Genomic DNA, 22,147 nt, shown 5'->3' with positions numbered 1-22,147 from the left:
GCGCCGTGGAACCGGTCGAGACGATACTCACCCCGGCCTCGTGCAGGCCGCGCGCAAGCTCCGCCAGACCGGTCTTGTCATACACGGAAATCAAGGCGCGCTTGAGGGGTACGCGGTCCAGCTGAATTGAATTCACAAAAACTCCAGGAGATGTAGGGGTGGTGCCGGTGCCACAGAAAAGTCTACGACTGCTCTTCACCGGGTCGATCAAAGGTAACCTCGCGGCTCAGTGTCGCCAGGGCATTCACGAGGAGACCGCGTTCGGCGGATTTGATGCGTTCATGCAGGGTTTCCTCGGTATCCTCCGGGGTGACCGGCACGGCCGCCTGGGCCAGGATCGGGCCGGCATCCACGTCGGCCACGACCTCGTGCACTGAGGCACCGGTGACCTTGACACCGAAGTTCAGGGCGTCCCGCACGGCGTGCGCGCCCGGGAACGACGGCAGGAGCGAGGGGTGCGTGTTGATGATCCTGCCGGCGAAACGCGCCACCAGGTGGGCGTCCACGATGCGCATGAATCCGGCGAACACCACGCGGTCCGGGTTGTAGCCGGCAATGGCGCGTTCCAGGCTCCGGTTCCACTGCTCCCGCTCCGGGTAGTTCGCCAGCGGCACCAGGAACGTGTCGATCCCGGCGGCTTCCGCGCGTTTCAGGCCGGCGCAGGGTTTGTCCGCGCCGACCGCCACGATGTCCACGTCCACGTCGCCCTTGTGCAGCGCATCAATGATTGCCTGCAAATTTGTACCGGAACCGGAAACCATGACCACGAGTCGCATACCGATCATGCTAACGATTTTCCGCGGTCCGCCCGGACCCGGCCGCTGCCTTACAGTGGAGATCATGCAAGATTCCGACAGCCCAGACACAGCACACGCGTCCTCCCGTTTGAGGCTTTCCGGTTTGGCAGCGGGACTCGCCCTGTTGTCCTCCGCCCTGGTGACCGGTCACGTGTGGTCCACGGCCGTGGGCGTGGTCATGGCGTTGGCCGCCGTTGTCCTGGGCATTGTGGTGCTGAGCACGTCCCGCACAGTGCAGCCCCGGTTGTTCATCACGTTCCTGGCCATCCTGGCCATAGTGTGGGGCGCGTTCAATGCCTTTGGCGGCGGGGCGCGCTTGGCCGTGTGGCCGGCCTCGCAGGTCTACCAGGAGTGCGCCTCCTCTGCCCTGACGCTGTCCTCCACCAGCCACTGTCAGCGTCAGCTCACGGACAACATTTGGAATTACCTCTCCGGCACGGAGTTGGAGACCGGTCCGGGGGAATCATCGCCGGGGCCCACGCCGTCGGCATCGCCCACCGCGTCGGAGTCCCCCGCATCGGCCGAGTCTCCCGAATCCGCCCAGCCACTGTCGAACACGGCCACACCGGCGCCGTCCGCCGTGGTTGGCTCCGCTTCACCCGCCTCCTGAGCGGTCACCGCCGTCGACCCGTTCGCATCCCACGGAACGCGGTTCCGGTCGCCGCCGACGCCGCTCGAACCAGTTCCGGTCCGGGTCTCGTCGGTCCGGGGCCGGGACTGCGCCGGATTTCCGGTCTGCAACGGTTCCTGACTATCGGGCCGCGCGTCCGCCCCGGGGACTCGCAGCCGGGCGGCCTTTCGCTTGGCTGATTTCTTGGCCGCGCGCCTCTGCCGGGCTTCCGCCTTCCTGGCCTGCTTGGCTTCCACCTTGGCGGCCCGGGCAGCGCCGGAGACTTCCGCGCCGTGGCGCCGCCGGTCTTCGGGATCAGAATCACCCTGGGGCGGCTCTTCCAGAGAACTGTTCCACGGGTTCTTCCGATAGCCCTCGCGTTCGAGCCACGGGCCCAGGATGTATCCGATCACACCGCCGGCAGTGATTTCGGCGCCGGTCCACAGGAACACGTGCCACGCATTGGGCCCGAGGTCCGTGAGCCTCCCCAGGCCCAGCGACCCGTGGGACAACCACGCGAGCAATGCCACGAGGCCCGCACCGATCGCGGCGATGAACGCAACGGTCAGCAGGGTCGACAGAATGAACGTGAACCACCGCATGGGCAACCTGATGGCCATCCAGTCGTCCAGGTGGTTCTCGCCCTCGCGCAGGAACCACCAGCCCGCGAGCACTCCGGCGAGGACCGGTAGCACCACCACGGCGGAGGCATAGACCCATGGATCACCCTCCGGCAGGGCTGCGAACGGCGGGAACTGCGGCAGCGCACCCAGTGAATTCTCGAACGGGGAGGCGAGTGCGCCCTCCCCGATCGAGAATCCGGCCCCGCTGACCCAAGCGGCAGCCCACACGACCATGTTGGGCAGGTAGCCGAACTGCAGTGCCGTGAGGGCGGTGTCACCGGCGGCGCCCGTGCCCAATTGCTGGTACACAGCAATGATCCGGTCCCAGTTCCACACCAGCGTTACCGCGGTGACCAGTGCACCCGCGGCGATCACGGCCACTGCGGACAGGAACCCCGCGCGTACCACTGCCCAGAGGTAGGAACCCGCCCACCTGGAGTACTGGCTGGTGCGCTGGATCCACGATGCGGCGTCGGCACCCAGGATCGCGGCGAGCGAGCGCGAAACGCTCCACCCGCCGACCAACGTCCCCAGGCCCGCGGGAATCAAGGGGAACACCGCCCCGGCCGGCACGCTGACCGACACGTGTTCGGTGCTACTCACGAGCGCCACGAGGGCACCGATCAGCGCGTAGCTGACCATGCCGGCGAAGAAGGGGATCAGGAACTGGCCGCGCCAGCACGCGCGGGCAATCCTCCTCCCCGCAATGACCGACAGTGCAAACGGTATGAGGGTGAGACCCAAGGGGACCAGGGTGAGAGTTCCACCCCCTGAGGACAGGTCGATGCCCTGGATCGCCGCCATGGTCAACGGCGTACAGTGCGCCACCAACCACACCTGACCCGCGAGCTGCAATCCACCCAGCACACCCAATGAATCGAAGCCACCGGCCAGCCACACCGCCGCCATCACCACCCCGGTGAGCAACAGGCTCACGGCCGCCACGGCCATGAGTTCAATCACTCCTTGCAACCAAAGGGGCATGGGGAATCCGCCCTCGCGGCCACCCTGGGGAGAGCCGGGCGAGGGCGGTGTGGTGGGTGAATCCCCGGGGTCACTGTTTCGGCGGCGCTGCGAGCGCTCGCGGACCCCGGGCAGGGTGTTGGAAAAGGTGGGGAAGTTCATCGCCCCCCATCTTTCCACGTCCCCGCCGGAGTTGGCCCAGACTTCACCGACAGGTCACCGGGGCGTGGGCATCCGGTGACCCGACCGGGCCACCGTATTAATCGTGAGAATCGCAGTGGTTGCCGAACAGTTCCTCCCACACATCAATGGCGTGACGCATTCCGTGGTTCGAGTCCTGGACCATCTGCGGGCGCAGGGCCACGAGGCCATGGTCATTGCCCCGTCCTACGACAAACTCAGCTCCCTGGGATCCGTGGACACCATGGACGGTGTCAGGGTCCAACGCATTGCGTCCATTCCGCTCGCCGGATACCCGGACGTCCGGGTGGCCAGTTGCACGGTCGCCCGCATGCAACGAATCCTGACCCGTTTCCAGCCGGACGTCGTTCACGTGGCCTCGCCCTTCGTCCTGGGGTGGCAGGCCATTCAGGCGGCCAGGAACTTGGGATTGCCGTGCGCCACCATTTACCAGACGGACATCCCCGGATACGCGGCGCGGTACGGTGCGCCCGTTCTGGAGAACGTGTTGTGGAGCCACGTGCGGAACATGCATAATTCCTCGACCCTGACCCTGGCGCCGTCCACGGCCTCCATTTCCCAGTTGCATGAACACGGTGTGCAGCGTGTGCGGATGTGGCGGCGCGGGGTGGACACTCGCCGGTTCGATCCAACTCGCCGCGATCAGGACTGGCGCGAACGCGTGGGCGGCGGGCGCAAGCTCGTGGGCTACGTGGGTCGTCTGGCACCCGAGAAACAGGTTCAGGACCTCGTGGTGCTGGACTCGCTGCCCGACACCCGACTGGTGATCATCGGGTCGGGGCCGGAGAAGGAGAAGTTGCGCACGTTGCTTCCCAACGCGCACTTCGCGGGATTCCTGGACGGTGACGCATTGGCCACCGCCATGGCCTCCCTGGACGTGTTCGTCCACTCCGGTGAACACGAAACCTTCTGCCAGACGATCCAGGAAGCCATGGCCAGCGCGGTACCCGTGGTGGCGGTCGGTCGGGGAGGACCCGTGGACCTTGTCGATTCATCCCGCAACGGTTGGCTGTACAAGCCCGGCGATACCGAAATGCTCCGCGCTCGTGTGGCGGACCTCGTGGGTGACAACGCTAAACGCGCCGCTTTCTCCCGCACTGCGTATGACACCGTGCAGACCCGCACGTGGACCGCCGTGTGTGATCAGCTCATGGAGCACTATGCACAGGCGCAAACCGTGGCCTCCCGCGCGCGCAGGTTCTCCACAACCACCTCCTGATCGGTGGTGCACAATCCATTCGTTGGTTAACTTTTGGTGACGTTATATGTCACCCCCTGGTTTCCCATGCCGTCGACCCGCTACGCTCGAATCCAGCTTCACGAGATGCGCTCTGGTGTTCGGTGTTGAAACCGCACACCTGTCGGGCTCCAACCCGGCGCACGCCAACCCTTGGTTCAGGGGTGGTTTGGATGACGAAGCGGCTGGGGCGCAACCGCGTGCGCAGCAAGAACCTCCCTGTACGAAGGCACACTACTGATGAAGAACATTCAACAATTACGCACAAAGACCGAGTCCCCTCGAGAACAATGGGTTGACGTCACCGTCGACATCGACCCCGACCACCACATGGTGCGTCTCATAGAATCAAACGGGGACATCCACGAATATCTGAGCAACAACGTTCGAGCCCTGGCCCACGCTGCCGCCCACAATCGAGGCCGCGCCCAGTGGTGCGAGAAGTACCGGCAACTACTGGTTCCCGGGGCGTCCAACGTTTCCGGTGGCATTGCGTTCTACAAGCTGGAACCGAAACCGGTGGCGCTCAGCGCCTGATCGGGGCCTCATCCGTGTTCTCACGCCGCGCCTAGTGCGCGGGCAGCTCCTGATCCTGGGTAATCAGCTCCGCGGCGCGCTCGCCGATCATGAAGACCGTGATGTTGGGATTCACGGTCACCAGTTCCGGCATCACTGACGCATCGGCCACGCGCAACCCGCTCACACCCTTGACACGCAGTTGGGGATCCAGCGGTGACTCCTGATCCTCGACCGGGCCCATCCGGCAGGAACCAGCAGGGTGGTACACGGTGTTGTGGGTGCGCTTGATGTACTCGGCGATCTCCTCGTCCGTCTGTACGTCCTGACCCGGAAAGAGTTCCTCGCCGGCCCATTCGGAGAGCCCGGACTGCGCGACGATCTCCCGCGCCTTACGAATGCCCGCGGTCATGATCCGCAGGTCGTAACCCTCGGGATCGGTGAAGTACCGGGGATCCACCCGGGGCTTGTCCCGGTAATCACGCGTGCGCAGACGCACGGTGCCGCGCGAACGGGCGTGTGTGACATTGGGGGTCAGGCAGAAGGCGTTGTCCGCGGTGGGGTAACCGTGGCGGAACGTGTGCATGTCGAAGTTCACGCTGCCGTAATGCATCATCAGGTCCGGGCGGTCCAGGCCGTCATCCACCTGGGCGAACAGGCCGATCTCCCACCACTGGGTGGAGTCCTCCACCATGGGCTGTTTGGCCTCCCACTGGATCACGGCCTCGGGGTGATCCTGAAGGTGTGAACCCACACCCGGGGAGTCCACGAGCACGTCCACGCCCACCTCGGTGAGATGCTCGGCCGGGCCGATGCCCGAGAGCATGAGCAGCTTGGGCGTGTCGATGGCGCCGGCGGAGACGACCACCTCGCGGTTGACCGAGAGCACGTGAGCGCGACCAAAAGCGTCATCCGTGATCTCCACGCCGGTGGCACGCCGGTTCTCGTCGAAGACAATGCGCTTGGCCTGGGTGCCGGTCAGGACGGTGAGGTTCGTACGCTCCCGGATCGGGTGCAGGTAGCTCACCGACGACGACGCTCGGGTACCGTCCTCGCGCGCGTTGATCTGGAAGAAGTTCGCGCCCTGGGTCACCGTCTTGCCGGTGTTGAAGTCCGCGCGCGGAATCCCGGCCTGTTCGGCGGCGTCGAGCACCGCCACGCCGCACGGGTCCACGGCGGGGACCTGGCGTAACCGCACCGGTCCGTCATGGCCGTGGTGGGAACCGGGATCCTCGTTGTTCTCGAGTTTCTTGTACAGCCGGAATGCCATCTCCGCGTTCCAGCCCTCCACTGCGAAGGTGGATTCCCACTCGTCGATGTCCTCGGACGGGGCCCAGAACGCAATGCATGAGTTGTGGGACGAGCACCCACCCAGCACCTTGGCGCGGGCCATACGCATGTAGGAGTTACCGTTCTCCTGCGCTTCGATCGGGTAGTCCCAGTCGTAACCGGATTCCAGCAGCTCCATCCAGCGGTTGAGCGTCAGAACTTCGGGCACGTTCTCATCATGGGCGCCCGCTTCGAGCAGGGCCACGCTCACGTCCGGGTTCTCGCTCAGGCGCGCCGCGATCACGGCGCCCGCCGAGCCTGCTCCGACAACAATGTAATCGTAGGTAGCCACGTTTTCTGTGGTGGTCACGGTTTCTCCCATGGGTCGTTGTTCCGTGGTCGGTGAGGTCCAGCGAAACGACTCAGCGTTCGGCAAACCAACCGGTCACCGCGGGGCGGGTGTTCTGGTAGATGTGCTTGGTCTCCTGGTACTCGGCCAGACCGTGGAAGCCCAGTTCGCGCCCCACACCGGAGTGCTTCATGCCGCCCCATTCCGCCTGCGGCAGATACGGGCCGAAGTCGTTGATCCACACGGTGCCGTGGCGCAGTTTGCCGGCCACGCGCTGTGCACGGCCCGCGTCCTGGGTCCACACCGCACCGGCCAGTCCGTAGTTGGTGTCGTTGGCGATCACGATTGCTTCTTCCTCGGTGCGGAAGGTCTCCACGGTCACGGTGGGGCCAAAGGCCTCGTCATGCACGCAGTCCATTTCCCGAGTGCACTGGTCGATCACGGTGGGCAGGTAGAACACGCCGTCGCTCAAATCCAGCGAACCGTCCGCCGACGGTCCTTCCGCGAAGCCACCGCCGCAACGCACCCGTGCGCCCTGCTCACGGGCCCGCTCCACGTAGGCGTGGACCTTGTCGCGGTGGGCTTCGGAAATCAACGCGCCGGTCTCGGCCTTCTCATCGAACGGCCCGCCCAACCGGATTTGTTCGGCTCGGCGCACCAGGTCGGTCACGAACTTCTCGGCCATGGATTCCTCGATCACCAAGCGCGCCCCGGCCGAGCAGACCTGGCCGGAGTGGATGAAGGCGCCGTTGAGCGCGTTGTCCAGGGCGGCGTCGTAATCCGCGTCGGCAAAGATCACGTTGGGGTTCTTACCGCCCAGCTCCAGGGCCACCTTCTTGACCGTCGACGCCGCCTCGGCAGCGATCACACGACCGGTCACCAGGCCGCCGGTGAAGGAGACGAGGTCCACGCGCGGATCGCTGGACAGCGGTGCACCCGCCTGCGCGCCGGCACCCAGCACCAGGTTGCCCACACCCGCGGGCAGCCCGAGGTCCTCGAGCACCCGCATCATGAGGATCGAGGTGTGCGGGGTGAGTTCGGCCGGCTTGAGCACAAACGTGTTGCCCGCGGCCAATGCCGGTGCGATCTTCCACGCGGCCTGCAGCAACGGGTAGTTCCACGGGGTGATCATCCCGCACACACCCACGGGTTCGTGGACCACGCGGCTGAGCACGTCCGGGTCCCCGGCGTCGATGATGCGCCCGGCGTCCACGGCGGCGATCTTGCCGAAGTACTCGAAGCAATTGGCGATGTCGGACATGTCCTGGCGGGACTCGTCGATCCGCTTGCCCGTGTCCTTGGACTCGGCCAGGGCGAACTCTTCGCTGCGCTCGCGCAGGCTTACCGCGACGCGCAGCAGGAAGCTGCCGCGTTCCGGGGCGGGAACGCTTGCCCAGCGTTCGTCGTCGGCGGCGGCACGAGCTGCGGCAATGGCGCGCTCGGTGTCCTGGCCGGTGGCCTCGGCGACCACCGCAACCTCGGTACCGTCCGCGGGGCACGTGATGGTTCGGGTGCCGCCGTCGAGCGCGGGGACCCACTGGCCGTCAATGTACAAGGTGTTGCTCATCGTGTTTCCTCCTTGGATTCAGAGAAGTCTTCACCCCAGGTAATGGTCTCGGACGTGGTCAGACCAATCTGAGTGCTTCCGGGGTGTTCGTGATTGATTCGAATGAATTCCAGGTGTCGCTCGTAGCCGTCCAGGGCGTCATTGATCAACTGGTCCTGCGTGTATCCGAGTACGTCATAGCCCATGGAACCGGTCGCGGCGAACACCTCCAACCGGTAATACTGGTCCGAGTCCGGGTTGGTGCGGAAACCACCGAAGCCCGGTGTGGGAAACGCCACGGGGTACACCTGGTACGTGAAGTCACGCTCGGGCGCCAAGGTCACGTGCAGGCACACCTGATCCACCGAAGCATTGTCCGGGATGGGCGTGCATTCCACCGTGGCGTCCACCCCGGATTCCCGCAGTCCCACGGCCAGCGTGTTCAGGGCGGGCGCGGCGACGTCGTGAATGTAGCGTTGTGCGGTGCGCGCGCCCGGGTAGTTGCCCAGCCGGGTCAACCGCGAGCGCCAATGCATCTCGCGCCCGGTCCTGCTGGCCACGACCGAGCGGCTGGCGGTCGCATTGGACTCCGCGCTGCTGGCCTCCACCCGTAGGGCCCGCCACAGGCCGATCATGATCATGTACATGACCACGGAGAAGGGCAGACCCATGATCAGGGTGGCGTTCTGCAGCGTGGTCACCCCGCCCACGAGCAGCATGGCCAGGGTGAGCACACCGGTGCCGATCGCCCAGAACGCGCGCAACCACTTGGGCCCGTCCTGATTGGGATCCTCGATCTTCGAGGTGAAGTTACTCATGACCAGCGCGCCGGAATCGGCCGAGGTCACGTAGAACAACAGCCCGGTGAACGTGGCGATCGAGGCCGCAATGGTCACGCCGGGGTATTCCGCGAGCAGTGAGTAGAAGGCCCGCTCGGGTGTACTCACGGCGACCTCACCGAAGGCATCGTTCCCGCCGACCACCAGATCCAGCGCTGAGTTGCCGAAGATCGAGATCCACAGCAGGATGAACGCGAACGGGACCGTCATGGTACCCACCACGAACTGGCGCAGCGTACGGCCGCGGGAAATCCGCGCCAGGAACAACCCGACGAACGGGGCCCACGCGATCCACCACGCCCAGAAGAACAGGGTCCAGCCGCTCATCCATTCCTGGGGTGCTTCAAAGGCGAACGTGTTCAGGCTCATGTCGGGGAAGCGCGCCAGGAAGTCACCGATATTCATCACGATCGCGTCCAGAAGGAACGCCGTGCGGCCGGCAATCAGCACGTACAACATCAGGCCGATGGCCAGAATGATATTCAACTCGGACAGCCGCCGAATGCCCTTGTCCACACCCGAAACACACGAGGCAACGGCCATCAGGACCCCCAGTGCAATCAATGCCGATTGCACCGCCAGGTTCTCGGGAACCCCGAACAAGAACTGCAGGCCGAAGTTCAGTTGCACCACGCCAATGCCCAACGAGGTGGCCACACCGAAGATGGTGCCCAGCAGGGCGGCCGTGTCCACGGCATCGCCCGCGAGACCGTGGATGCGTTTACCGATCAACGGGTACAACGCCGAACGAATGCTCAGGGGCATACCGAACCGGTAGGCGAAATATCCGAAGGCCATTCCCATCAAGGCGTACATGGCCCACCCGGTGATGCCGTAGTGGAACAGGGTCCACACGACCGCTTGGCGCGCGGCCTCCAGGTTCTGTCCCTCACCCACAGGGGGTGCGTAGTACTGGCTCACCGGTTCGGACACGGAGAAGAACATGAGATCCACGCCAATCCCGGCGGCGAAGAGCATGGCCGTCCACGTGAACATGTTGAACTGCGGTTTTGCGTGGTCGGGACCCATTTTGATGTTGCCCTGTTTGCTGGCGGCCACGATCACCACGAACACGATGACCAGGGTGGCCGTGAGGATGTAGAACCAGCCGAGGTACTTGGCCACCCAGGCCACGACACCACCGATCACGGTGTCCGCCTGCGCGGGAGCAAGCATGGCCCACGCCGAGAAGGCAATGATCAGCACCCCGGAGGCCACCAGGACGCGCCAGTTGACCGGAATCTTGGTGTTCCCCTCGGGTGGTCCGCCGGGAGGTGGGTCGGAGGGCACCGATGCTGACGATCCGGAATGCGCGCTGGACAGGGTCGAGGAATCACTCATGATTCCGTTCGCTGGTTCGGGTCGGACGAGGAACAACCCGGGGTTCGAGACGTCTGATTACCACTCGGTACTAAGTTACAGCTGTCTCCACTGTAGGCGAACCCGTACGCGAAAGCGCCGCCTTGCCGGGCCAAGGCGGCGCTTTCGCATTCCGGACGAACCTCAGGCCAGCAGTTTGGCCACCAGTGCGCTCGCGAACTCGTCGGAGATGTCCCCGTAGTTCAAGGAGAAGTCCTCGTCCACCTTGGTCGGCAACAGACCGGAACACAGCACCGCGGCCCGACCGTAAAGCCCCGGCAACTCCGCGCCGATCGGCACGGACAACAACTGGAGCTCCGAGTCGTGACTGACCAACGGCGTTCCGGCGTCCCGAGCGGCCAAGTGCTTGCCCAGGGCGGAGGACACCGGGCGGGCGTGGCCCGAGGCGACGTCGGCCTCGGTACGGAACGCGTAACGAGTGCGGTGGTGGTGATTAATGCGGAACAACCCCGCCTGATTACGGTTCTCCGTGGCCTCCCACGTGGCGTCCTCGGGCACGAAATGCTCGGCCACGCCGTTGTACTGCATCTCGATCAGCGGCAACGAGTCCACCACCGAAGACAGTGGTGGCAACGTGTCGAGCATGACGGGTCCCGCCTCGTAGACCACATCGCACATGCCATCGGGTAGCTCGTCACGCAGAGCATCCAGGTCCACGTCCTGCAACAGTGTGGTCGCGTGATCCTCGGGGGACAGCACCACAACCTCTGCACCGAGTGATTCCGCGGCGGCGGTCACCGTCTCCTCCTGCTCCGCACGCCAACCACCGGTGAGCAGCACGGAACCATCCACCAACTGTGTCAACGCGGGTGAGCAGACCTGCCAGCGACGCACGGTCCAGTTACCGTCACGAATGACTTCCAGGAAGCCCAGTGCCTGCAAATGCCCCACGAACCACTCTTCGAAGCGCTCGGAGTCCTCGGCCTGGCGGGCGATGATCGACAGGCTCCCCCGTTTGCCGCCACCCAGGAACGTCAGCGCGTCCTTCAGAGGTGCCCAGGATCCGGGGTAGTCGCTGTAGTCGGGACCAATGAACTGCAAGGACTCCACCGAACCGGTCTGACCGACCGCCGACAGCTTGGTGAGCCGCCCGGGGTAGCGCTTGGTGAGCCCGCAATGGCGGCAGCGCCCAAAGATCCACGGCGCCTTGGCCTTGGGGTCCATGGGCGGCAGGATCACCTTGTGCTTGCCGGTGAGCAGGCAGGATGCGCCCTCGGGTGCGGGAAGCTCATTGCTGCGCTCGGGGTACATGAGACCCTCGGCCGAATGCCAGCCCGCGATCTCGGGAACCTCCACGCCCAGCGCGTCCGGTTCCAGTTCCACCGAGTCCATGTTGTCGAAGGAACCCTGCACATATTCATCCGGCAGTTCGTCCAGGGTGGTGGAGGTGACGGGCCACAACGGCTCCCGCGCCACGTGCACCATTTCACCTTCGTAGCCCAGTGAGCGCTGGGTGATGTAGAAGGAGCTGTCACGGACGCGGAATTCCAGGCGCTGCTTCACGGTGCGCCCAGCCTTGAGCACCAGCGTGTAGTCATTGGGTTTGAGCGTCTTGTTGTCCCGCATCAGGTCCGAGCCCTCCAAGCTCACCTGGAAGGGTGGCACTCGAGGGGCCGATAATTTGGTGGACATCAGCTTGAACGAGTGCGGGTTCCGCCATTCGCATTCCAGCGACAGCGGATCGTCGGAATCGGAGGTGACCGTGATCTGCGGCGGCCGCAACGCCGAGAACCGGCTCACGTCCCCCGGGATGCGCAGGCCACCGGACAGCGTGACGGCCGGAACCAGGCGGGGTACCAGCCCGGAGAAGTTGTCGTTGACCGTGAGCATCGGATCACCGGCGCGCAGCACCTGGACATCGTCGAACAGCACCCAGTCCTCGGGCAGGCCGTTCTCCCCGGGGCCCACCATGCGGTAGTCCGGCGAGGCCGAGTCATCAAGAATGGCGGTGATCTGCTCAACCCACTCGGGTTTGTTCTGCACCAAGATCCGTGACGGCCACGCGGCAGGAATGTGATCCACCGAGATGAACGTGTCCGAGTAGGCATCCTTAGCGAACACCACGACCGGCCGCGGATTACGCGTGATGGCGGTGTCACCGTTGCTGAGCTGGAGTTCACCGGACAACAGGGTCTCGCTGGACATGCGCGAGTTGTACGCGGAGATCCCCAAGTACGCGTCACCGATGTAGGACAGGAACATGGTGCGCGGCCCGGCCTCGGTGGCCAATTCCACTTCGCGCCCGGAAATCATCCGCTTGGGTACCACGAACCCGAGCTCGAAAATCGGGTTGCCCACGTAATCGGTGCCGTCCGTCATGGACAAGCTGACACTGCGGGGGCCCAGGTGACGCGATGCTCGCCGCTCGGTGGCAACCACTATGGCGGCGTCGTCGTCGCGGGAGGATTCCCACGCGCCCAACTGAGCCAACGCGACCTGGAGACCGGCGTCGCGAGTGAGCGGGTTGGACCAGATGCGGCGCATGCCCTTGGAGACATCCGTGTCCGCGATGTCGAGCCAGAAATCCACGTAGATTCCCAGTTCCTGGGCGCTCATCCCCTGAGCCGTGGTCAGCTCGAGGTCTTCGAACATGCGGTGCAACTGCCGCAGCTCGGCCTCGCCGAACATCGTCTGGGACAACGCCAGTCCCACGGGTCGATGGTTCACCGCGTGAGCGGAGGGCAACCCGACCTGCCCGTCGAAGAGTTCCAACCAGTAGCGCAGGGCGTCCCAGTACATCTCGGAGTCCTTGCGCACGGCCGATTCCAGGGCCTTGACGTTGTCCTGGCCGGCTTGCAATAAAATCGCCAACGGAAGGTAGAACGCCGACACGGATTTGTTTCCCGTGCGGGCCGCGAGCGCGGACATGTGCCGCCCGGCCAGAGAGAACAGGGCCAACAACGCCACCACGGGTGGCGGGCCGATCCTGTTGAGATCGTTGAGCTGACGCCTGGACGCCCGGTACCAGGCCTCCGTCAGCTTGTTGAAGGAGTCGAACATCGAGCGGCGGGAGCCATCCACCACCAGCAACGGTGTCACGGAATCGGCCATGGCCCGCAGGGCGGACGGCCCGTCCAAACCGAATTCCGCCCCGATCTGCTCGAGGGTCTTGTCGTCCAGGTCCAGATGGACCAGTTCACCGGATGCCTGTGTGCCACAGAAAGCCCTGGCCACGGCGTCGTTCCAGCGTAAATACTCGACTTCTTGGGGTCCCGATGCAATGGCGTGGTCTCCCGTGTGGAGCCCGGCGGCGTCTGCCACAAATCCTCCGTCTGCGCCCCGTGGCGCGGTGACAATAAATCAGGTTCATCTTGAGTATAGGTTTCCGACGCCGCCTCGAGACGCCGGTGTGACAGCCGCCATCACCACGCGTGCACTTTGCGTGTCGTCGGAGGGCGGTACGGTAATTGGCATGGATGGTGACGTACATTTCGCGAGCGCTCGGCCCACCGGGCTCACAACCGATTGGCGCAGCGAACTGTCCCGCATCGTCCCCGGCTCAGATCACGATCGGGTGGTGACGGACCCCGAGCACGGCCCCTCGGTCGCCTTGGAATTGAACTTGTCCCGGGTGCAGCATCGCGGTCCCCGCGCGTGGCAGCAGGACCAGAACGCCGTACCGGTCACGTTGACGGCACGTCCGGCGCTTCGCGGTCAACGCTCCGGTTGGATCCATACCGGCATCGACTGGGGCAATTTGGCCAATCATGCCCGTTCCGGGCGACTCACCGAGGATCAGCTGGATTGGTTCGAGGAACTGAGAGCACTGTCCGAATCCCACCGGGGTTCGTACGCCGTGGACCGGCACCAGCTACACATGGAGCGTTACACCTCTCCCCTGCTGTGGCCCATCCTCAACCGCGCCGAGGCGCTCGGCATTCCCTTGGTCTCGCAGGGCACCGGTCAGCAGGTTTCCGTGGGGCCGGCCGGCAGGTTCGAGGTCAGTGTCAGCTCGGACGAGAACGGGGCCCTCAAGCTGTACCCCCACCTGGTCATGGGCGACAGCGAAGTCCCGCTCCACTGGACCAGGATCATCGGGCAGCCGGGCCATGGCCTGTTCTTCCCCGAGGCTCGGCCACGCGAGCTGGAACTGGCCGATGATCTCAACCAGTTCCCGCTGCACCTGGTCCCGTTGGCCACGCGGTTGAATCAACAGCAACGCTCGTTCCTGGACCGAGCGGAAGAACTCACCATCCCTCGTGACGGAGTGGACGAATTCTTCGAACGGTATTTCCCACGCCTGCATCAAAGCATGGACGTCACCGCCACGGACGGTTCCCTGGAGCTGCCCCAAGTGGCCGATCCGGAAATGGTGCTCACGGTGCACCACGACGATCTCACGGAACGGGTGGAGTGGGAATGGGAGTATCAGAAGGGCCGCGACCGTATCCGCCTGCCGTTCCGGCCCCTGAATCCACTGGCCGATGAACCGGTGAACCGGGAATCCAGGTGGGAATCCTCCGTGGTACAGGCGGTGCACCGCAGGATTCCGGAACTGGACTTCAAGCGCAGTTCCTACGCGGCGTCCGACGCCCTGCGGTTCATCCGTGCCTGGCTGCCCCTGTTGCACAAGGTCCCGGACCTGCGCATCGAGGAAACCGGCGGCATCCCCGCGTATCAAGAAGTGACCCGCGCCCCCGAGATCACCGTGTCCACGGCGCCCACTGAGCATCGGGACTGGTTCGGGCTGGGCGTCACCATCAGGGTGGGCGAGCACTACGTCCCGTTCTCGGACATCTTCCAGGCCCTGGACGTGGGCCAGGACGTCATGCTCATGCCGGACGGTTCCTATTTCCCCTTGGACCGCCCCGAATTCCTCCGGTTGAAGCAGCTGATCACCGAGGCTCGCTCACTTCAGGAGGACAAGAACGCGCCCCTGTCCCTCAACCGGTACCAGGCCGGATTGTGGGAGCAGTTCGAGGACATCGCCACGGACACCCACCAGGCCGAACAGTGGCGCAACGGTGTCCGCGCGCTGGCCAACCTCCAGGAAATTCCGGCCCCCGCGGAACCGGGGTCCCTTCAGGCGAATCTTCGCCCCTACCAGTACGAGGGCTACCGCTGGCTCAGTTTTCTGTGGGACCACTCCTTGGGCGGCATCCTGGCCGATGACATGGGACTGGGTAAGACCGTGCAGACGATTGCCGCGATCCTCCGCGCACGCGATGCGGATCCCGATCTGCCGCCGTTCCTGGTGGTGGCGCCCACGTCCGTGGTCGCCAACTGGACGGCCGAGCTCAAGCGCTTCGCGCCGTCGTTGACCATTGAGACCATGAACTCCACGCGCCAGCATCTGCCGGAAACCGCTCGCGGCGCTCACGTGGTGCTCACCTCCTACACGCTGCTGCGTTTGGAAGCTGATCTTTACCAGTCCCTGCCATGGGCCGGGGTGATCATGGATGAGGCCCAGTTCGTCAAGAACCCGCGCACCAAGGCCTACCGTGCGGTGAAGGACCTCTCGTCCCGGTTCAAGCTCGCCATTACGGGCACACCCATGGAGAACAACCTCTCCGAGTTGTGGTCCCTGTTCTCGTTGACGGCCCCCGGATTGTTCCCGTCCAAGAAGAAGTTCACCGAGCTCTATCAGACGCCCATTGAACGCGCCCAGGATCCGGAGGTCTTGGCGCGGTTGCGCTCACGGATCCGCCCGTTCATGCTGCGCCGCACCAAGGGCGACGTCGATCTGCAGCTGCCTCCCAAGTTGGAACACACGCAGCACGTGGGGTTGAACCAGGCCCACCGCACCGCCTACGACCGACGGTTGCAGCGGGAGCGGGCCAAAATCCTGGGGTTGCTGCAGAATTTCGATCGCAATCGCTTCACGATCTTCCAGTCGTTGACCACGCTGCGCATGCTGGCCCTGGATCCCGCTTTGGTGGACCCGGAGTCCACGGCGTCCTCGTCCAAGCTGGATGCGCTGTTCGAACAATTGCCCCAGATCGTCGCGGAAGGCCACCGCCCACTGGTGTTCAGCCAGTTCACGAGTTTCCTCAAACTGGTCGCAGCCAGGCTCGACGAGGCCAAGATCCCGTACAGCTACCTGGATGGCTCCACCCGGGACCGGGCGGGCGCGCTCGAGACGTTCCGCAGCGGCAGGGCACCCGTGTTCCTGGTGAGTTTGAAGGCCGGTGGTTTCGGTATCAACCTGACCGAAGCCGACTACTGCTATCTCCTGGACCCGTGGTGGAACCCCGCCACGGAGAACCAGGCCGTGGACCGGACCCACCGCATCGGCCAGTCCAAGAAGGTCATGGTGTACCGCATGGTTGCGGAGAACACCATTGAGGAGAAGGTCATGGAACTCAAGCAGCGCAAGGCCGATCTTTTCGCCGCGGTCCTCGACGACGAGCGCGCATTTTCCTCCGCCATCACGGCCAGCGACATCCGTACGCTCCTCTCCCCCTGAACCGCCGTTCAACGCTGAGTCATAATTGCGCGGGGTATCGACCAGCCCCGCATGGATAGCTACCGTGAACAACAGCGGCACCCTTGCTGCGACCAGTCATCCTCGATTATTCCCCCTGATCAGCCGCGGTTTGTTGCGTACGGAGTGAAATTCATGTCCCCCACCGTCAACCCGGAGACGCCGGTCCCCGGGGCTCGTCACAGACTTGAACGGGCCGGTATCGGAGTGGTCGAGGTCACGGAGCTCTGCCCTCCGGCCACCGAGTGGGAAGAACTGGAGCATCTCCTCACCGTGGCCATTGCGCAACTGCTGTGGAATGACTTCTTGGTCATCGAGTACGACCACACCCCCGCAACCTCCGACACGCCCGCCGCGTGGGTTCGCACGGGCCCCGGTGGCGCGGAATGCGCCGTCAGTTCAGCCCGTCAGCTACCGCCCGAGGCGTGGCCCCATCACACCGAGTTCTTTGAGGCATCCGGTTGGCGCCGGCCGTTGGGCGTCGATCAACCGTGGACCTCGGGGCCGCATCCACCCGAGGAGGCCGCTCGCCGGGTTCTGACCGCTCTGCGCCACGGCCGCTCGTGCAACAACCCGTATGCCTTCCACTGGGGCACCGGAAGTTTTCCGGTCCCGGAAGGACACACGGGAACTCTGACGGTCATCAACCCGGAGCAATGTCCCACGGACACTGATATTTGAGTCAGATCAAATGATGCCTCATTCATATTTCCCCCGGTGTGATTTTCCCCATATGGTGGGCTGAGGCCCACCCATTTCCCTACCACCGGGAGAACTATGAGCACGGAAGTCCAGCCACGTCAGCGCAGCCCCAGACCGTCGCTGCGCCGGGACTGGTCGCTGTCGGCGACTCTCGCCGGATTCGTTGCCGTGGTCGTCTCCTACGCGGGCCCTTTGCTCGTGGTCCTGGAAGCAGCCCGGGCCGCCGAGCTGAGCTCCGCCCAGACGGCGTCGTGGGTGTGGGCCATTTCCGTGGGTTCGGGAATCACCTGCGTGCTGTGCAGCTGGTGGTTCCGGCAACCCGTCATGGTGGCGTGGTCGATCCCCGGCGCGGCACTGCTGATCACCTCTCTGGGCAATTACACCTTCTCGGACGCCATTGGCGCGTACATCGTCACGGCGATACTGGGTCTGCTGCTGGGCGTCACGGGCTTGTTCGGCAAGATTCTGGACGCAATTCCCAAACCCATCACGGCGGCCGTCCTCGCGGGTGTGCTCTTGCCCTTCTCCATCCAAGTTGCCCCATCCGTGGTCGAGAATCCCGCTCCCGCGGGCGCCCTGGTGGTCGGCTACCTCTTGGGAAAGCGCTTCGTCCCCCGCTACGCAGTGTTCGTGGCCATGGCCTCGGGGATAGCGGTGGCCTGGATATCGGGGGCCATCACGTCCGTCTCCCCGGACTTCGGTTTGACCGTCCCCGTGCTGACCATGCCCACGTTCTCCTGGGCCGCCATAGCCGGTATCTCCATCCCGCTACTCATCGTGACCGCCGCTGGTCAGAATGCCCCCGGGCTGGCCATGATGAAAACGGCGAACTTCCCGCCCCATGACCGCGGCCTGTTGGGCGCGAGCGGGGTCGCCTCCGTCCTTTTCGCCCCCTTCGGATCCCATGCGTTGAATCTGGCCGCCGTGACCGCGGGCATCGCCACGAGCCCCGAAGCACACCCCGAGCACCGGCGTCGTTATATCGCCGGCATCGCGTGCGGTGCCTTCTATATCGTGTTCGGCGCTTTCGCCTCCACCATCGTCACCTTGTTCTCCGCCATTCCGCCGGGCATGATCTCGGCGCTGGCCGGCGTGGCCCTGCTCGGTGCGCTGCAGGGCTCAATGTTCGACTCCATGCATCAGGGCAATTACCAGCCGGCTGTCATTGAGGCCGCCCTGATCACGCTGGTCGTAACCGTCTCCGGCATCCAGCCATTCGGCATTGTCTCGGCCTTCTGGGGAATTCTGGTGGGCGTAGTATCCTTCGGCATTCTGCGGCGACGCCCCCGCTGATCGGACGGGCCGGGTAGCACAAAGTCATCGGTGGGCCCGCTCACCCGCGTTCCGGTGATTCGGGGTCCCGAAAACCCGAATCCGGGGCGCGGCGTAAACTCTGGCCCCATGGGATTTCCAGAATCACCCCATTCCGATCACACTCCGTCAATCGAACCTACCCCGACCCAGATCCGCCGGTGGCGCCGTTATTTGGCCGACGAGCTCGCGGAAGCTGCGATTTACCAGCACCTCGCTGACCGGGCCCCGGCTGAGCAGGGTGACATTCTGCACCAGGTCGCCGTGGCAGAGGACCGGCACGCGGAACATTGGCGCCGACTCCTGGGCCCGCACGGGGGAAAACGTGGTCGTCCTTCCCTGCGTTCCAGGGCGCTCATGTTCCTGGCCAAGCATTTCGGCACAGTCTTTGTGCTGGCGCTGCTGCAACGCGCGGAATCCCGCTCTCCGTACCGTGAAGATCCGGATGCGACGGAGGCTATGGCCGCCGATGAGGCCGTCCACGAGGAAATTATTCGCGCCCTGGCCACGGATGGCCGCACGAGACTGTCGGGAAATTTCCGCGCGGCAGTGTTCGGCGCCAATGACGGTTTGGTCTCCAATCTCGCGCTCATCATGGGAATCGGCGCCACGGGCGTTTCTAGCTCGATCGTGATGGTCTCGGGAATTGCCGGACTCTTGGCGGGCGCACTGTCGATGGGCGCCGGGGAGTTCGTCTCCGTGCGTTCACAGCGCGAATTACTGGACGCCTCCCGCCCCACCCAAGTCACGCTCAGTGTGGCTCCCGAACTCGACCTGGACGCCAACGAATTGACCTTGATTTATCGGGCCAGAGGCATGTCCGAGGAAGCCGCCGAACACCGCGCCGCGGAACGCATGGGCCGTTTCGACTGCGACTGCGATCCCTCGCTGTCCTTCCAGGATGCCAAAGCCAGAGCGGCGCTGAACCCTGGCCTACCGGATCGGGAGGACCCGAGAGAGTCCGAGGACAACCAAGCACTCGGAACCGATCTGGGGGCGGCGGCGTCCAGCTTCTGCTTCTTCGCCTCCGGCGCCATTGTTCCCCTCCTTCCCTACTTCTTCGGGCTGGGCGGCGGTCCGGCGCTGATCGTCGGCATGCTCCTGGTGGGTCTGGCGTTGGTCTTCACCGGCGGTTGCGTTGGCCTGCTCTCGGGTGCGTCCCCGTTGAAGCGCGGACTGCGCCAACTGGCCATCGGTTACAGTGCGGCCCTTGCGACCTACGTCTTGGGCTTGGCTTTTAATACGACCGTCGCATAGGAAGCACCGGCGTAAAGTGTTCTGGTGGTGTCGAAGCGGGAAACGAAAGGTTCCCCACGTGGTCGCGGTATGAAAAGAACCTATCGTGACCTGTCCCCACTTTGGCCCACAAACTCCACCCACATATTATGAATAGTCATGCTCTGGCGAGGGGAAACTCCCTTGACAGCGGGTACATATTGACATCATGCCTAGCCCGCCTCCAGTTACGCCGTGGTAATAACTACATTCCATAGTATTCATCGGTGGGGCGTAGAGCTTACGAAGTCTCCACAGATCGATCGGAAGGTAACTGGACACCCCATATTTCCGATATTCTTTATTCTGTGGTTCTCGAAACCACCACAACGGGAGACTTCGCACGGGATAAATCACCACACTCGCACTGGGGGGTGCTTTGTGGCTGATGCCCTGCGTTGATAGCCGCTCAGCCCACGGCTTCATCCCGTTGAGGCGTTTACGCCTGCCGGTGGCCGCTGGTTCTCTCACAGAGGCGCACCTCTCCCCGCGCCGGACGGGCTCCTACCGTCCGCTCCCGCGGCCACCGGTTGTAAACGCTCCACAATGCCATTCGAGATCTCCGCCGTGTCGCGCGTGAAAGATCACTGCCCCTCGGCCTGGCCCACATGGCTCACGGGCTCAACGCCCCGCTAGGATCAGCTACGGCCCCCGCACGCGTCGTTCCCATTGTTGCCCTAGGAGATCCCCGCCGATGTTCGCCCCACTGTCCACGCCCGATGAGCACATCCTGACCGTCCACTGTCCCGAGGCCTACGGTCTGGTCAGTGCGGTGGCCTCGAATCTCACCAATCAAGGGTGCGACATCTTTGACGTGAAGCATTTCTCAGACCGCCACAACAGTGAGTTCTTCATCCGGTGCCACACCATGAGCAACCCCGGAGCCGTCACCACGGAGTCCCTCGTTGAAGGCTTCCAACCGGTGGCCGACCAGCACCGCATGCGCTTTCGTCTGGTCAATGCCCGCAAGAAGACTCGTGTGCTGATCATGGTCTCCAAAATTTCGCACTGTCTCACGGACCTGTTGCACCGCCAGCGAGTCAACGCGCTGCCCATCGAGATCGTCGCGGTCGTCTCCAATCACACCGACCTTCAGCCGCTCGTGGACTTTTACGGCATCCCGTTCCACCACATTCCCGTGACCAAGGATTCCAAGCGATCGGCGGAGGCGGAACTGCTCGAACTCGTGGATCATTACGACACCGAACTCGTGGTTCTCGCCCGGTACATGCAGATTCTCTCCGATGATCTCACCCGTGCCTTGTCCGGCAAGTGCATCAACATCCACCACTCGTTCCTGCCGTCGTTCAAGGGCGCGAAGCCCTATCACCAGGCCTACGACCGCGGCGTGAAGATGGTGGGGGCCACGGCCCACTACGTCACGTCGGATCTGGATGAGGGACCTATCATTGCCCAGCGCGTGATCCCCGTGGATCACGCCCACACCCCCAGCGATCTGGTGGCGGCCGGTTCCGACGCCGAAACCCAGGCGCTGTCCCGCGCCGTCAAATGGCACGCGGAGGGTCGAGTGGTCATTTCGGGCAACCGCACCATCGTGCTCGCCTGACACCCTGCCCAAGACTTCTCGCACAAACGCCGACGCCGCTCCCCCACCAAGGTGGGCGAGCGGCGTCGGCGCATTGCGGGCCTGATCAACCGGGCACGCGCGGTTTACTTGCCTGCGAAGATCTCGCGCATGAGCTGTGCCGTTTCGGAGGGTGTCTTGCCCACCTTCACGCCGGCAGCCTCAAGGGCTTCCTTCTTGGCCTCAGCGGTCCCGGAGGAGCCCGAGACAATGGCACCCGCGTGGCCCATGGTCTTGCCCTCGGGAGCGGTGAAGCCTGCAACGTAGCCCACGACCGGCTTGGTCACGTTGGTCTTGATGAAGTCGGCGGCACGCTCCTCTGCGTCGCCACCGATCTCACCGATCATCACAATGGCCTCGGTCTCCGGATCAGCCTCGAAGGCCTCCAGCGCGTCGATGTGCGTGGTGCCGATGACCGGGTCCCCGCCGATACCGATGGCGGAGGTGAAGCCCAGATCACGCAGTTCGTACATCATCTGGTAGGTCAGGGTGCCGGACTTGGAGACCAGGCCCAGCTTGC

General features: G+C 64.3%; 13 protein-coding genes, 1 pseudogene and 1 riboswitch. Of the genes and pseudogenes, 7 read left to right on the top strand and 7 right to left on the bottom strand.

Annotation, left to right across the window (positions count from 1 at the left end; genetic code table 11):
* Window positions 1-182: 182 nt before the first annotated feature.
* Together purN and Q4E95_RS04925 are read right to left on the bottom strand one after the other, a co-directional pair.
* Window positions 183-776 carry a phosphoribosylglycinamide formyltransferase gene (gene purN, locus Q4E95_RS04930; protein WP_303382251.1) on the bottom strand — a complete coding sequence of 198 codons (594 nt, stop codon included), beginning with the start codon at window positions 774-776 and terminating at the stop codon, window positions 183-185.
* Between the two features lie 444 nt (window positions 777-1,220).
* Window positions 1,221-3,155, bottom strand: coding sequence for a DUF6350 family protein (locus Q4E95_RS04925; protein ID WP_303382250.1), 1,935 nt, complete (start codon window positions 3,153-3,155; stop codon window positions 1,221-1,223).
* A 103-nt stretch (window positions 3,156-3,258) separates the two neighbouring features.
* On the opposite strand from Q4E95_RS04925, the gene Q4E95_RS04920 reads away from it, so the two are divergent.
* Both Q4E95_RS04920 and Q4E95_RS04915 read left to right on the top strand, forming a co-directional pair.
* A complete protein-coding gene (locus tag Q4E95_RS04920; RefSeq protein WP_303382249.1) occupies window positions 3,259-4,413 on the top strand; it encodes a glycosyltransferase family 1 protein in 1,155 nt (384 codons plus the stop codon).
* Window positions 4,414-4,509: 96 nt separating this feature from the next.
* Window positions 4,510-4,651: riboswitch (SAM riboswitch) on the top strand.
* A 20-nt stretch (window positions 4,652-4,671) separates the two neighbouring features.
* Window positions 4,672-4,968, top strand: a complete 297-nt coding sequence (locus Q4E95_RS04915) for a hypothetical protein (protein ID WP_303382248.1) — start codon at window positions 4,672-4,674, stop codon at window positions 4,966-4,968.
* Window positions 4,969-4,999: 31 nt separating this feature from the next.
* Here the strand turns inward: Q4E95_RS04915 and Q4E95_RS04910 are convergent, their stop codons facing one another.
* The 4 genes from Q4E95_RS04910 to Q4E95_RS04895 all read right to left on the bottom strand — a co-directional run bounded on the left by Q4E95_RS04910 (window position 5,000) and on the right by Q4E95_RS04895 (window position 13,591).
* Window positions 5,000-6,586 (bottom strand): GMC family oxidoreductase, encoded by a 1,587-nt coding sequence (locus Q4E95_RS04910; RefSeq protein ID WP_303382247.1) that lies wholly within the window; start codon window positions 6,584-6,586, stop codon window positions 5,000-5,002.
* A 52-nt stretch (window positions 6,587-6,638) separates the two neighbouring features.
* Entirely contained in the window at window positions 6,639-8,132 is a 1,494-nt protein-coding gene (locus Q4E95_RS04905; protein WP_303382246.1) for an aldehyde dehydrogenase family protein, read from the bottom strand.
* Window positions 8,129-10,291 (bottom strand): choline BCCT transporter BetT, encoded by a 2,163-nt coding sequence (gene betT / locus Q4E95_RS04900; protein WP_303382245.1) that lies wholly within the window; start codon window positions 10,289-10,291, stop codon window positions 8,129-8,131. The genes Q4E95_RS04905 and betT overlap by 4 nt, the downstream gene beginning before the upstream one ends.
* Window positions 10,292-10,453: 162 nt before the next feature.
* Window positions 10,454-13,591: a hypothetical protein gene (locus Q4E95_RS04895; RefSeq protein ID WP_303382244.1), complete on the bottom strand. Its 3,138-nt coding sequence runs from the start codon at window positions 13,589-13,591 to the stop codon at window positions 10,454-10,456.
* A gap of 151 nt (window positions 13,592-13,742) precedes the next feature.
* On the opposite strand from Q4E95_RS04895, the gene Q4E95_RS04890 reads away from it, so the two are divergent.
* The 5 genes from Q4E95_RS04890 to purU all read left to right on the top strand — a co-directional run bounded on the left by Q4E95_RS04890 (window position 13,743) and on the right by purU (window position 21,609).
* Window positions 13,743-16,736 carry a DEAD/DEAH box helicase gene (locus Q4E95_RS04890; RefSeq protein ID WP_303382243.1) on the top strand — a complete coding sequence of 998 codons (2,994 nt, stop codon included), beginning with the start codon at window positions 13,743-13,745 and terminating at the stop codon, window positions 16,734-16,736.
* Between the two features lie 153 nt (window positions 16,737-16,889).
* Window positions 16,890-17,435, top strand: coding sequence for a hypothetical protein (locus tag Q4E95_RS04885; protein ID WP_303382242.1), 546 nt, complete (start codon window positions 16,890-16,892; stop codon window positions 17,433-17,435).
* 96 nt (window positions 17,436-17,531) lie between these two features.
* Window positions 17,532-18,749 (top strand): benzoate/H(+) symporter BenE family transporter, encoded by a 1,218-nt coding sequence (locus Q4E95_RS04880; protein ID WP_303382241.1) that lies wholly within the window; start codon window positions 17,532-17,534, stop codon window positions 18,747-18,749.
* Window positions 18,750-18,857: 108 nt separating this feature from the next.
* Entirely contained in the window at window positions 18,858-20,024 is a 1,167-nt protein-coding gene (locus tag Q4E95_RS04875; protein ID WP_303382240.1) for a VIT1/CCC1 transporter family protein, read from the top strand.
* Between the two features lie 712 nt (window positions 20,025-20,736).
* Window positions 20,737-21,609: a formyltetrahydrofolate deformylase gene (gene purU / locus Q4E95_RS04870; protein ID WP_303382239.1), complete on the top strand. Its 873-nt coding sequence runs from the start codon at window positions 20,737-20,739 to the stop codon at window positions 21,607-21,609.
* 104 nt (window positions 21,610-21,713) lie between these two features.
* Here purU and Q4E95_RS04865 read toward each other — a convergent pair.
* A pseudogene (locus Q4E95_RS04865) lies at window positions 21,714-22,147 on the bottom strand (succinate--CoA ligase subunit alpha); the annotation flags it as partial.

Source organism: Kocuria sp. (genome assembly GCF_030536815.1).
GTDB classification, from domain to species: domain Bacteria; phylum Actinomycetota; class Actinomycetes; order Actinomycetales; family Micrococcaceae; genus Kocuria; species Kocuria gwangalliensis.
Note: the sequence above shows the minus strand (reverse complement) of the source record. Positions and strands in the feature narration are given on the sequence as shown.

What these genes read in the sequence shown, in the direction of transcription:
- purU (WP_303382239.1), top strand. Translation starts at nt 20,737, where the DNA reads ATGTTCGCCCCACTGTCCACGCCCGATGAGCACATCCTGACCGTCCAC.
- Q4E95_RS04890 (WP_303382243.1), top strand. Translation starts at nt 13,743, where the DNA reads ATGGATGGTGACGTACATTTCGCGAGCGCTCGGCCCACCGGGCTCACA.
- Q4E95_RS04905 (WP_303382246.1), bottom strand. Translation starts at nt 8,132, where the DNA reads ATGAGCAACACCTTGTACATTGACGGCCAGTGGGTCCCCGCGCTCGAC.
- purN (WP_303382251.1), bottom strand. Translation starts at nt 776, where the DNA reads ATGCGACTCGTGGTCATGGTTTCCGGTTCCGGTACAAATTTGCAGGCA.
- Q4E95_RS04885 (WP_303382242.1), top strand. Translation starts at nt 16,890, where the DNA reads ATGTCCCCCACCGTCAACCCGGAGACGCCGGTCCCCGGGGCTCGTCAC.
- Q4E95_RS04925 (WP_303382250.1), bottom strand. Translation starts at nt 3,155, where the DNA reads ATGAACTTCCCCACCTTTTCCAACACCCTGCCCGGGGTCCGCGAGCGC.
- Q4E95_RS04915 (WP_303382248.1), top strand. Translation starts at nt 4,672, where the DNA reads ATGAAGAACATTCAACAATTACGCACAAAGACCGAGTCCCCTCGAGAA.
- Q4E95_RS04880 (WP_303382241.1), top strand. Translation starts at nt 17,532, where the DNA reads ATGAGCACGGAAGTCCAGCCACGTCAGCGCAGCCCCAGACCGTCGCTG.
- betT (WP_303382245.1), bottom strand. Translation starts at nt 10,291, where the DNA reads ATGAGTGATTCCTCGACCCTGTCCAGCGCGCATTCCGGATCGTCAGCA.
- Q4E95_RS04875 (WP_303382240.1), top strand. Translation starts at nt 18,858, where the DNA reads ATGGGATTTCCAGAATCACCCCATTCCGATCACACTCCGTCAATCGAA.